Annotated in this window: 9 protein-coding genes; 4 read left to right on the top strand and 5 right to left on the bottom strand. The window is 62.1% G+C overall.

What is annotated here, in order from left to right; translation table 11 throughout:
- Positions 1 to 447: 447 nt before the first annotated feature.
- From AC0L28_RS24570 to AC0L28_RS24555, 4 genes are all read left to right on the top strand, one after another.
- Positions 448 to 1,182: a BA14K family protein gene (locus AC0L28_RS24570; RefSeq protein ID WP_287174941.1), complete on the top strand. Its 735-nt coding sequence runs from the start codon at positions 448 to 450 to the stop codon at positions 1,180 to 1,182.
- Positions 1,183 to 1,307: 125 nt separating this feature from the next.
- The gene (locus AC0L28_RS24565; protein WP_128170354.1) at positions 1,308 to 1,637 is read left to right on the top strand and encodes a DUF2934 domain-containing protein; all 330 of its coding nucleotides are present in this window, start codon (positions 1,308 to 1,310) and stop codon (positions 1,635 to 1,637) included.
- A gap of 3 nt (positions 1,638 to 1,640) precedes the next feature.
- Positions 1,641 to 1,790 (top strand): hypothetical protein, encoded by a 150-nt coding sequence (locus tag AC0L28_RS24560; RefSeq protein ID WP_473480796.1) that lies wholly within the window; start codon positions 1,641 to 1,643, stop codon positions 1,788 to 1,790.
- A gap of 157 nt (positions 1,791 to 1,947) precedes the next feature.
- Entirely contained in the window at positions 1,948 to 3,720 is a 1,773-nt protein-coding gene (locus AC0L28_RS24555; RefSeq protein ID WP_287174939.1) for an adenylate/guanylate cyclase domain-containing protein, read from the top strand.
- A 446-nt stretch (positions 3,721 to 4,166) separates the two neighbouring features.
- On the opposite strand, the gene AC0L28_RS24550 is transcribed toward AC0L28_RS24555, so the two are convergent.
- From AC0L28_RS24550 to AC0L28_RS24530, 5 genes are all read right to left on the bottom strand, one after another.
- Complete coding sequence (locus tag AC0L28_RS24550) at positions 4,167 to 5,417, bottom strand: adenylate/guanylate cyclase domain-containing protein (RefSeq protein ID WP_023799008.1); 1,251 nt, start codon at positions 5,415 to 5,417, stop codon at positions 4,167 to 4,169.
- On the bottom strand, positions 5,414 to 5,803 hold the full coding sequence (locus AC0L28_RS24545; protein WP_287174933.1) for a response regulator: 390 nt from the start codon (positions 5,801 to 5,803) through the stop codon (positions 5,414 to 5,416). Before AC0L28_RS24545 ends, AC0L28_RS24550 begins: the two co-directional genes overlap by 4 nt.
- Positions 5,800 to 9,393 carry a GAF domain-containing protein gene (locus AC0L28_RS24540; protein ID WP_023799006.1) on the bottom strand — a complete coding sequence of 1,198 codons (3,594 nt, stop codon included), beginning with the start codon at positions 9,391 to 9,393 and terminating at the stop codon, positions 5,800 to 5,802. Before AC0L28_RS24540 ends, AC0L28_RS24545 begins: the two co-directional genes overlap by 4 nt.
- A 669-nt stretch (positions 9,394 to 10,062) precedes the next feature.
- Complete coding sequence (locus AC0L28_RS24535; protein ID WP_473480925.1) at positions 10,063 to 10,689, bottom strand: tyrosine-type recombinase/integrase; 627 nt, start codon at positions 10,687 to 10,689, stop codon at positions 10,063 to 10,065.
- Between the two features lie 185 nt (positions 10,690 to 10,874).
- Positions 10,875 to 11,756, bottom strand: coding sequence for an AraC family transcriptional regulator (locus tag AC0L28_RS24530; protein WP_023799005.1), 882 nt, complete (start codon positions 11,754 to 11,756; stop codon positions 10,875 to 10,877).
- Between the last annotated feature and the right edge of the window lie 141 nt (positions 11,757 to 11,897).

The raw sequence follows: 11,897 nt of genomic DNA, 5'->3' as shown, positions 1-11,897 counted from the left end.
GGGGGCGCCGCCGCCCGGGGGCGGACCGGTTTTTGGGTTTATGGTTCGGGATGGCGCCGGGGGGGCCCCCCCTCCCCCACCGGGGGTCCCCCCCCCCCCCAGGGGGGGGTGTGGGGGCCGCCACGCGCCCGGAGAGGGGCCTTTCGAAACACGGAAACCTCTCCCTGGATGAAGGCCTTATGGCGCAAGCCTGCGCAAATTCCCCCTCTCCGTCTCGGCTTCGCCGAGCCACCTCTCCCCCACGTTCGTGGGGGCGAGGAACCCAGGTTCTGCGAGAGGAGCCAGCCTCGGCGACATCCGCAACATTCACCACAAAACCGTGTCCGCCCCGGGTCGACTGCGCCCCCGCACACGAGCCGCGCCTGTCCGAGTTGCCTGGCACGCCGCGCTAGTTGGAACCGGATCCAGTGCCTCGCATTAACAGATGACGGGGCAAAGGTGCGCAAGGTGAAAGCTTTATCGGCGGTACTTGGCGGCTTCGTGCTGACGCTGGCGGTTTTCGCCAGCGGATTGGCTTTCGCCCTGTGGATTCTCTCCGCCGAGCCGGTGCGGCCGGTCGCTCCGACTTCCAGCGTTGCCGAACTGTGGCCGAGGGAGCCGCGGAAGGTCAACCCCGCTTCGCAGCAGCTTGAGCGCCTTCCCGCCCGCGCGGTTCCAGAGGTCGCAGAAGTCGCAGAGCTCCCAGCGGTCCCAGAGGTTGCAGAAGTCCCGGCTGATCAGGCCCCATTTGATCAGGCCCCAGTTGATCGCACCGCGAAACCTGCCGATGCCGCAGCTTCGGCGCCCGACACCACCGCCTCCATCAAGCCGGCAACGCCGGCAACCGACGAGCAGCAGGCCATGCCCGCCGCCCATGTGGAATGGTGCGCGAGCCGCTACCGCTCCTACAGGCCAAGCGACGACCACTACATCTCCTACAGCGGGGAGCAGCGTCCCTGCATCTCGCCCTATCTCGATGCCGGTGCGGCCGACCGCGCCGCACAGCCTGCCGACGATGGCGCCAGCTATGTCGAGGCGACCGACACGTGGTCGATGGATGGCGATGTTCCGGCGGATGAAACCGGCGGCGCCTGGCTTCCGCCCGACCACGTGCAATATTGCTTCAGCCGCTACCGCTCCTATCGGCCGGAAGACAACACCTACCAGCCCTATTCCGGCGGCCCGCGCCGGCAGTGCGAGTAGGTGGGTGCTGAGCGGCGAACTGGCGGCCGCAGTGCATGGCGCCTGTGCGACCGCCGATCACGCAGATTTCTTGGATCGTTCGTGTTGGCGCGGCGTTCATCCGAATATCCACAGGAGGAATCAGCATGAGCGACGACCGGGAAGACAAGATCCGTGAGCGCGCATACCAGATCTGGGAACGCGAAGGCGGGATCCACGGCGATCCCGAGCGGCACTGGCACCGGGCCGAGGCCGAGATCGACAGGGAGGCAGCCCTGCCGCTGACGGCAGGCGATGCCCTGCCGGAAACCCGCGAGGTCGCGAGCTCCGACGTCTTGACGGTGGAGGCCCTGGCTATGCGCACCGGCATATCGGGCGAACAGGCGCAGGAACTGATCGACAGGCTGGGCAACGACCGGGCGGCGATCGAGCAAGCCGCGCGCAACCTCAAGGGGAAGCAGCGGCTCGGGGAGTGACAGATGATCAGAAAACTCAAAGACGGAAAATACCGCCTCTATTCGCGCAAGAAGGACGAAAAGACCGGCAAGCGCCGCGATCTCGGGACGTTTGACAGCCGCGAGGCTGCGCAGAAGCACGAACGCGAGGTGCAGTATTTCAAGTGGCATTGAGGGGCGTGCCGTCCCTTGCCAGGCAGCAGCGCCGGATGACCCCTTACTTCGGCGTGGGGTGTAGAATTCTAGCGAGTGCAGGATACCGCTCTGGGGGCAGCGAACTTTCATGTTTCCCTGCCTCTTCGTGTTATTGTGGATACGAGGAGATTGGCCCGTGAGCGAGAGCCGCAAGCTAGCCGCGATCCTTGCCGCTGATGTGGTCGGGTACAGCCGGCTGGCGAGCACGGATGAAGATCGTACGTTGGCCCGGTTGCGGGCACTTCGAAGCGACCTGATCGACCCGACCATCGCCGTGTACAACGGTCGTATGGTCAAGCGCACAGGCGATGGTGCGTTGGTTGAATTCCGCAGTGTGGTAGACGCCGTGCGCTGCGCCATAGAAGTGCAGAATGGCATGGTCGAGCGCAACGCCGGCGTGCCCGAGGACCGCCGCATCGAGTTTCGGATTGGGATACATTTGGGCGACGTGGTCGAAGAAAGCGACGGCGACCTGATGGGCGACGGCGTCAACATCGCCTCGCGTCTGGAGGGTGTCGCGGCCCCGGGCACCATCTGCCTGTCCGAAGACGCCTATCGGCAAGTCAAGACGAGACTAGACGTTTCGGTCAGTGATCTCGGCGACACCCAGCTCAAGAATATTGCCGAACCGATCCGGGTTTATTCACTCCGAGTCGGCACCGCGGCTCACGCAAAGGCGCCTGTGACCCACGAACTTTCGGAAGCTCTGCTTTCCACAGCGGCACCGCCTCAGTTATCGATCGCCGTGCTGCCCTTCGCCAACATGAGCGGTGATGCCGAGCAGGAATATTTCGCCGACGGAATCTCCGAAGACATCATCACAGCTCTCTCAAAGCTGTCGCAGCTGTTTGTGATCGCTCGCAATTCGTCCTTCACTTTCAAGGGCAGGAACGTGAACGTTCAGAAGGTGGGCCGGAACCTCGGCGTGCATTACGTGCTGGAGGGCAGCGTCCGCAAATCCGGCAACAGGGTACGTATCACCGCGCAGCTTATTGACGCGACCACAGGCGGACATCTGTGGGCGGAGCGCTTCGATCGCAACCTGACCGATATCTTTGCCGTACAGGACGACGTTACGCAGCAAATTGTCGACGCGCTGGCGCTCAACCTGACAAAGGGCGACCAGCAGCGGCTCGCGACCGAGCAAACCGGCAACCTGGACGCATATGACTGCTTTCTTCATGGCCGAGAGCAGCTATGGCGGTTCACGAAAGCGGAAAACATCAAGGGCCGGGAGCTGTTGCAGCGCGCCGTCGAATTCGACCCGAAATTCGCTCCCGCCTACGCGTTCCTCGCGTTCGCAAACATACTGGACTATGCAAACCAGTGGAGCTCGTCGTGGTCGAACGCAATGGCACAAGCGGAAATGTTCGCGGCACGGGCAGTGGCGCTCGACGATCGATATCCTTACGCACATTGGGCGCTGGGCATCGTCGAATTGTATTCGCGACGGCATGAGGCGGCCATCTGCTCGGCTAAACGCTTGATCGCTCTTGCGCCAAATCTTGCCGAGGGGCACGAAAATCTCGGTTACGCACTGCATTATTCCGGCAAGCCTGAGGACGCACTCCGGTGTTTCGACAGGGCAATGGCCTTGAACCCGTATTATCCGGACGTGTACCTTCACTTCCAGGCGCAAGCGATGTTCCAGTTGCGCAGGTACGAAGAGGCAATTGGGATCCTGAGGCGGCGACTTGTTCGTAACCCTTCCACCGACGTCTCACGCGTGCTCCTGGCGGCGAGCTACGGCCATCTGGGTCGGTTCGAAGAAGCCCGTCGCGAGTGGCAGGAAGTGTTTCGCGTCAACCCCCAATATTCACTGGAACATCGCCGCAAAGTATTGCCCTACAAGGATCCCAACGATTTCGAGCTGATCGTGGATGGCCTTCGCAAAGCCGGCCTCGTATGAGCACCTGACCGGGCGAGGTCCGGTATTGAACCTCCTGCAGCCACTGCTTCGAAGGAACAGCACGACCGCTGTGCGGCACGCTGATGACTGGGGCGGGGCGGGCAGCGGACTGGCAGCTTCGGGCTGCGAATATTCAACAGCGGACATTCAAGTTGGTGTGGGCATCGTCGTGACCTGACCCTGAGCTGCCCTTCATCGGCCGACTTCGTCGCCCGAAAGCCGACTTTCACCGCAAGCAGCGCCCATGACCAGAAACGGAGATTCTTATGATCGGCTCTGAGATCAACGAGCAGTCGTCGTTGATTCGGCTGATAGCGTCCCGCGAGCCCGATAGGACGCGTTCGGACATCTCCGTAACGATAGCGTCGCCGCACGAAGACGTAGGTGATCACGTGGGAGCATGTTGGGGTCCGCCTTTCCTTCCCCCAACCTTCAAGCGGGGCGCCTCAATCGATCGAAATCCTGGCGCCCACCGCGCCGTTCAAGAGGCGTCTGAGATGGAAACTGGCCAAATGATCTTCAGGCCACTGTCCGACTTCAGCGGCGAACGCGGCAAGCGCGCCCGGATCGCCAGTTTCCAGCTTCGCAAATGCCTGTAGATAGGCGGCCGTTGCTGGCTCGTCGTATTGCTCCCGCCTGAGTGGCTCGAAGGCCCGCAGCGGTTCGGACCTACCCCTCAGCACCAGGTCTCCGACCGGCAAGCCGCGAAAATCGGGCACTTGCTTGGCGGCAGCCTCGCTGACGCAGATGCGCGTGCCGAGCTGCTTGTTTGCCGCCTCCAGCCGCGCCGCTATGTTGATGGAGTCGCCGTAGGCGGTGTAGTCGAAGAAACGTCCGCGGCCGAAATTGCCGACGATTGCAGGCCCTGCATTGACGCCGATGCGTGTCACGCCGAGCGCGATGCCGCGTTGGTGCCAGGTCTCCCGGAAGGCTTGAGAGAAGGCGTCGAGGTCGAGCGCGCACGCGATCGCGCGTACCGCATGATCCGGCTGGTCGCCGGGCGCACCGAACAATACGTGAAGCGCGTCACCGACGATCTTGGCTAACGTCCCCTCATGCCCAAAGACAATGTCGCTCATGCCAGCGAGATAGTCGTTGAGCAGGTCACCGAGCACGCTCGGCTCGATCGTTTCGGCCAGCATCGTGAAGTCGGCAATGTCGGTGAACAGCGCCGCCACATCGCGCCGCTGCCCAGCGAGATCGATGCTGTCTTGCGCGCCCGCGAGCCGCTCCGCAAGGTTAGGAGAGAAGTAGCGCGACAAAGCCGCATGCGCCCGCTCGGCGGCGGCCTGACGGCGCCGCGCTTCGCGCAGGATCTCGATGTGGCGCAGCGTCTTGGCGATCGTAGCCTCAAGGTCGGGAAAGTCGATCGGTTTGGTGAGAAAGTCGAAGGCGCCGCGGTTCATCGCCGTGCGGATGTTGGTCATGTCGCCGTACGCCGAGACGATGATGGTCGACAGCTGAGCCTCGGCCTCTTGCAGCCGTTGCAGGAGCGAAAGGCCGTCCATGCGCGGCATGTTGATGTCGCTCACCACCATGTCTATGTCGTGGTTTCCATCGAGTATCGCCAGGGCCTCCACACCATCGCGGGCGAACATGAAGCTGATCGCGCCGTCGCGGATATGACAGCGGAATTTCTGCCTGACCAGATCCTCCAGGTCCGGCTCGTCGTCGACCACCAGGATGTGCGCAGTCACGCGACCCACCGTAGCCTGGTTTCGATTTCCGCTCGCAAAGCGGAGAAGTCGATCGGCTTGGTCAGAAACGCCGCGGCGCCTTCCTCCATCGCAGTACGCCTGGTCTCGGAGTCGCCATAGGCGGTGATCATGATCACCGGTACATCGGGACGGGCCTCTCTCGCCTTCGGTAAGAATTCGAGCCCGCTCATGCCAGCCATGTTGATGTCGGAGAGAATAAGGATCAACGTCGTGCCCTCCACCTCCCCGATCACGCGAAGAGCCGCGTGTGCAGAGAGCGCGAATTCCATAGCGAAGCGGCCAGAACGCAGGTCCCGGCGGAATCGCTGGCGGAACAGGACCTCGACGTCTGGTTCGTCGTCGACCACCAGTATGAGCGGGTTCATTGGGCGGCTGCCTTCTTGCCGACCGATGCAGCGCCGCGTGGCAACAGGATGCGGAACTCGGTGAACTCGCCCGGCTTTGTGTCCACTTCGAGCGTGCCCGCGTGCTGTTTCACGATGATGTCGTGGCTGAGCGACAGGCCGAGCCCAGTCCCTTCGCCAGCTGGTTTCGTGGTAAAGAACGGGTTGAACATCTTCTCGACCACCTCCGGCGGGATGCCAGTGCCGTTGTCGCGCAGCCTGATCTCGACCTTGTCGCCAAGGCTCTTCGTCGAGGCGCACAGCACCGGCGAATAGGCGTTGCCATCGCCCTGGCCGCGATGCGTTGTCGCATGAAAGCTATTGGAGATCAGGTTGAGCAGCACGCGCGTGATCTCCTGAGGATATAAGTCGACATCGCCGGCGTCGGGATCGAGGGACTTCTCGACTGTGATGTTGAAATCCCTCCGTTCGGCGCGGGCCCCATGATAAGCGAGATTGAGGCTCTCCTCGACGATGGCGTTGATGCTGGTCGGCCGGTGCTCTCCGGATCCTTGTCGCGAATGGAGCAGCATGTTCTTGACGATCGAGTCGGCTCGCCTGCCGTGCTGCACGATCTTTTCGAGGTCGCCCTTGAGCAGTCCAGTCAGTTCGTCGACCTCTTTGCGAATTGGTCCGTCCAAAGGGGCACTGTCCAGCGCTTGCCGCAGCTCTTCGACAAGTTCCAGGGAGACGGCAGAGAAATTGTTGACGAAGTTGAGCGGGTTCTTGATCTCATGCGCGATGCCCGCGGTGAGCTGGCCAAGCGAAGCGAGCTTCTCGGTTTGGATAAGCCGATCCTGAGCGGCCCGAAGTTCCTCCAGGGAGCTCGACAATTCGCTGGTGCGCTTCTGCACTTCCTCGAACAGGCGCACGTTCTCGATAGCGATAACGGCCTGATCGGCAAACGTTTCAACGAGTTCGATCTGCTTTTCAGTGAACGGCCGCACAGTCGAGCGGGTCAGGATGAAGACGCCTACTGCCGATCCCTCACGGACCAGCGGCACGGCGAGCAACGAGCGGTAGCCGCCGAGGCTCTGAAAGTCGGTCAAGGTGTAGCTGGGGTCGGCGAGCACGTCCGGCAGGTGCACGGTGTGCCGGTCCAGCACCGCACGCGAAGTGGCGCTGCCTTGGCCGATCGTCAGAGGGTTTTCTTTCGCATAGTCCACCAGTTCCTGCGGGAATCCTGCATTCGCGGCAAATTGATAGGTTTCGCCATCGCGGCGCATGATAGAGCCCATATCGGCTTCGCATACGCGCGTAGCCGTCGCGGCAAGAGCGCCAAGCACCGCCTGGAGGTCAAAGGTCGAGCGACTGATGACCTTCAGCACGTCGGCGATTGCGGTCTGCTGCCGCAGGGTTTCGCCGAGCTCGGCGGTGCGCGCCTGCACCTCGTCAAACAGGCGCACGTTTTCGACAGCGATGACCGCCTGATCTGCGAAGGTTTGCAGGAGCGCAATCTGCTGGGCCGGAAAGAGTCCTGGCTCCGATCCCGCAACCGCAATCGCGCCGATCGCTTGGCCGTTCTTCAACATAGGCACTGCGGCGATGCTGCGAGCGGTGACAGCCGTCACCACATCGCCAAGCGCGTAGTCGGGATCCTCATACACGTCGGGTATCTGCTCGACATTGCCACTCAGTACCGCGCGGGCCGTAGCCCCAGAGCGGCCAGGCGAAAGGGGATAGGCGCCGCTCATCGCCTGATAACCAGCCGGAGAGAGCCCATGTTGAGCCACGAAATGGATGAGCGCGCCGTCGTATCTAAAGACTGCTGAAAACTCCGCTTCGCACAGCCGCGCCGACGCCTCGGCGATCATGTCGAACACTGGTTGTACGTCGGTCGGCGAACTCGAGATGACGCTGAGAATGTCGTTGGTCGCCGTCTGCTGCTCCAGCGACGCTGTTAGCGCACGGTTCCGCGCCTGCACCTCTTCGAATAGCCTGACGTTCTGGATAGCAATGACAGCCTGGTCGGCGAAGGTTTCGACCAGGTTGACCTGCTTCGCAGTAAAGGGTGCGACCTCGGTCCGGCGCAGCAGGATCGTTCCGATGGCCTCTCCGTCGCGCAGAAGGGGAGTCCCCAGTATGGTGCGATGGCCGAGCCGCTCAGCCATTGCGCGCCCCGCCGCGAACTCGTCGCCTGCCGACATGAGATCGGGCACCTGGATAGTCCTGGCATCGACAACCGACCGACCGGCCACCCAATCGCGTCTGAGTGGAAATTTCGTAAAGTCGATCGGGATCGGGCCGAAATGCGCGGCGATGACCAGCGAATCCTGCTCCTTCAGCAGAACCGCGGCGTCATAGGCCGCGCAGAGCCTTGCCGCGTTTTCCACGACCGTCTTCAGGACGGGTTGGATGTCGGTGGGTGAAGCGGCGATGACGCCCAGCACCTCGCTGGTCGCAGTCTGCTGCTCAAGCGCTTCGCCGAGATCGCGCGTGCGTGCCTCGACCTCTTCGAACAGGCGCACATTTTCGATGGCGATGACGGCCTGGTCTGCGAAGGTTCCGAGGAGCTCGATCTGCTTGTCGGTGAAGGGCGCTACCGTCCGGCGGGCGAGCACCAGCACGCCGATCGCCTTGCCTTCGCGCATCAAGGGGACGCCGAGCAGTGTTCGGTAGCCGGCCTTCGCCTGCGGTTCGAAATAGGTATAATCCGGATCGGCGAGTACGTCGGCGACCTGCACCAGGGCCCCGTCGAGGAGCACACGGCCGACAATCGAGCCACGCCCCGTGTCGAGCCGACGGTCCTTGTTGTAGACGAGCCAGTCGGGCGGAAATCCGAAGCTGCTGGCATAGTAGAAGCCGGGGCCTTCGCTACGGCAGATGCCGGACATGTCCGCTTGACAGAGACGGGCTGCAGACTCTGTCAAGGTATCGAGAACGGTCTGGAGGTCGAATGCTGACCTGCTGATGACCCTGAGCACATCGGCGGTGGCGGTCTGCTGTCTGAACGCTTCGGCCGCCTCGCGGTTCCTGGCGTCGAGGCTGGTGACGAGACGTACGTTCTCCATAGCGATAACGGCCTGGTCGGCGAATGTCTGCACGACCGCAATCTGGCGGTCGCTGAAGAGTCGCGCTTCGGTTCGCGACAGCGAAATCACACCGACCACCTCGCCATCTCGCTTCAGCGGGACTGCGAGCGCGGCACCATAGTCGGCGAGCTTATGGCCAGCAAGCGAGCTGCAGCGCGAGTCGCTCTGCACATCCTCAATGTTGAACACCTCGCCAGCAAACGCGGCACGGCCCGAGGTGGTAACTGCGTCCGCTGCGGGCGTGATCGGATTGGCTCGCACATAGGCGACCCATTCGTCCGGATAATTGACGTGCGCTGCTAAGAATAGCTGCCCGTTGCGGCTCAGCCATATGACGCCGCGCGATGCCTCACACAGGCGGATGGCCGTCTGCGTCAAAGCAGTGAGCACCGCGTCGAGGTCAAAAGCCGAACGGCTGATCACCCTCAGGACGTCGGCAGCGGCTGCCTGTTGCTCGCGAGTCTCGTCCAACTCCTGGGTGAGGAGCGCAACCTTCTGCTCGAGCTCGATGAGCGAGCCCGGCACACCCAGTTCCTTCATCGGAATGGTCCCAGACACAGCGTTAAGCATAGCCCGAATACGTCATTGGTACCACTGCCGATCGCGGGCGCTTCGTGTCCTGAAAATTAGGGACAAACCGTGTCATCTGCACCACCTCCGGTTCGATGATACGGATCACGGGGCGCTGGGCGCGATTGCCAAGTTGATCGCGCTGCAGACCAATCGCAGGCCGGTCAACGGAACCGGGCGCCCCCGTCCCCACGAAGCAGCGGAAGCAACGCAGCCATTTTACACGACGCAGCAAGACTCTCCGTGTCGATGCGCTGCAAATTGCCAATATTGGTTGAGGTGGCGACAATGTCGGATTAGGAACTGTTCTTTCCCCCGCTGACTTGCGACGAGGGCTTGTCTTTCGGCTTCTTCGAGGGAAAATCCGCAAGGGATCGATTCCGGGGCTTGGCGCGAAGGTCCGGTTCGCAGAAGCGCTCGGAATGTCAAGAAATGGCGCAACCACGACCCTCAGCGAGGTTCTTGGGATGTCGGCTTTCAGGAAGCGGCAATGCTGATCTCAATGTCCGACATCGTCGCCCTGCCGCTCGACAGAATTTGGCGTGAGCGGCAAGGCGACGTTGGGGTGACAAGTTGCTGCCAAGATTACGAGCGGCAGCCCGGTAGCAGAGCCAGTGGCCGCCGTCCTGCGGTCAGATCTCAGTTCCCCTCTGCAAGAGCGAGCGCGTCTTCCATGTCCACTCCAAGATATCTTACGGTGTTTTCGATCTTGGTGTGACCAAGGAGTATCTGCACCGCTCGGAGATTGCCGGTAGCCTTGTAGATGATCGATGCCTTGGTGCGGCGAAGCGAATGCGTGCCGTATTCCTCGGGACGCAGACCGATCGCTCCGACCCATTCATCGACCAGACGGGCATACTGCCTCCTACTGATGTGGGCCGAATGGTCAATTCTGCTCGGGAAGGCATAATCGTCGACGCTTCCGCCTCGCCTTTCCAGCCAAGCAAGCAGGCTCGACCGCGCGTCAGCCATCAGCTCAAACTGAACCGGCCGGCCCGTCTTCTGCTGCACCACCATCGCACGCGTCCGAATCTCGTGACCGACCACTAGGGTGCCGATCTTGATTTTCACGAGATCGCAGCCGCGCAACTTGCTGTCGATCGCGAGGTCGAACAACGCTCGATCGCGCAATCGGGCCTCCCGATCCAAGAAAAACCGGATCGTCCATATCTGCCGAGGCTTCAGCGCTCGTTTCGCGCCAACCTTCTTCCCAGCATTCCAAGCCCGTCGCTCCTGCAGCACAGGATCATATTGAGAATGTCCAATCGTGTATCTCCTTCCGGCTATCATCGGCCGAGAGGGAAACGGGTATCCAAGAAAGGGCTTGGGGGCCGACTGCGGACTGTCAGTTTTCGGCCATCGAGGTGCAGAAGCGGACGTACGCAGCGCTCAAAGGGTGGTCTGGATGTGACCCACAGCGGACTCTCGCTTTCTTCTGAAGCAGAGTCAGACTACGCAGCCATCTGTGCCCGCCGTATGTCGCGGGCCGGTGGTTTGCCGAACAGACGGCCATATTCGCGGGTGAACTGAGGCACGCTCTCATAGCCCACCGCATATGCCGCCGAACTCACGCTCGTGCCATCGGCCAGCATCTGGCGCCGAGCCTCGATCAGGCGCAACTGCTTCTGGAATTGCAAGGGAGACAGCGTGGTGGTCTGGCGGAAATGCTGGTGGAAGGACGAGGTGCTCATCCCCGCGGCCTCGGCCAGTTCCTCGATGCGGATCGGCCGTGCATAGCTTTCGCGGATCATGGCGACCGCACGGGCGATGCGTTGTGCATGGCCATCGGCCCCGCCGAGGCTGCGGAGGGCCGATCCGTGCTGTCCCGCCAGAAGCCAGAAATGAATCTCGCGCAGCAACGGCCCTTGCAGGACCGGGAGGGCAAAGGGACGGTCCAGAAGCCGCATCAGACGCCGCGCCACATCGGCGACATCTGCGTCGGTCGGCTCCACTCGGACAGGCTTGCGCGGATCGCCCGGGACCGCCGCTATCTCGACCGCGAGTTCCCGCATAAGGACGGGGTCGAGTTCCAGCGCCAGCGAATAGTAGGGCGTGCCGAGGGTTGCCTGCGTGATCTGGCTGACCGTGGGCACATCGGCCGAGATCAGCAGCGACTCGCCCGGACCGAATTCCAATGTCTCGGCCCCTATCGTGACCCGCTTGGCACCTTGTAACAGCATGGCCACCAGCGGCCGATTGACAGCCACCTGCAATTCGCCGGGCTCCGTGGCGCGGATCGCGGTCAGGCCGGGAATAGGCGTCGACGCTGCCCCGAAACGGTCGGCATGAGTGTCGGCAAAGCTGCGCACAAGGTCGAGAAGCGTTCGGCTCATATGAGCAAGATGAAGGGTGGTGGCGCTTCAGGCAAGACCTGAAGAAGGATCAGGCAAGAAATCCGAACATTCTGGCAAATCCTGTATGGCAAGGCCGATCCAGATTTGCAGGAACAGGCAAGACTACGCGAGGAATCGGCA

This window comes from Mesorhizobium sp. WSM4847 (genome assembly GCF_055811335.1).
The sequence above is the reverse complement of the archived record's forward strand: the minus strand, read 5'-3'. Positions and strand labels throughout refer to the sequence as shown.

Coding starts and splice junctions, on each gene's coding strand:
- AC0L28_RS24540 (WP_023799006.1), bottom strand. CDS start 9,393: ATGAAGGAACTGGGTGTGCCGGGCTCGCTCATCGAGCTCGAGCAGAAG.
- AC0L28_RS24530 (WP_023799005.1), bottom strand. CDS start 11,756: ATGAGCCGAACGCTTCTCGACCTTGTGCGCAGCTTTGCCGACACTCAT.
- AC0L28_RS24565 (WP_128170354.1), top strand. CDS start 1,308: ATGAGCGACGACCGGGAAGACAAGATCCGTGAGCGCGCATACCAGATC.
- AC0L28_RS24545 (WP_287174933.1), bottom strand. CDS start 5,803: ATGAACCCGCTCATACTGGTGGTCGACGACGAACCAGACGTCGAGGTC.
- AC0L28_RS24560 (WP_473480796.1), top strand. CDS start 1,641: ATGATCAGAAAACTCAAAGACGGAAAATACCGCCTCTATTCGCGCAAG.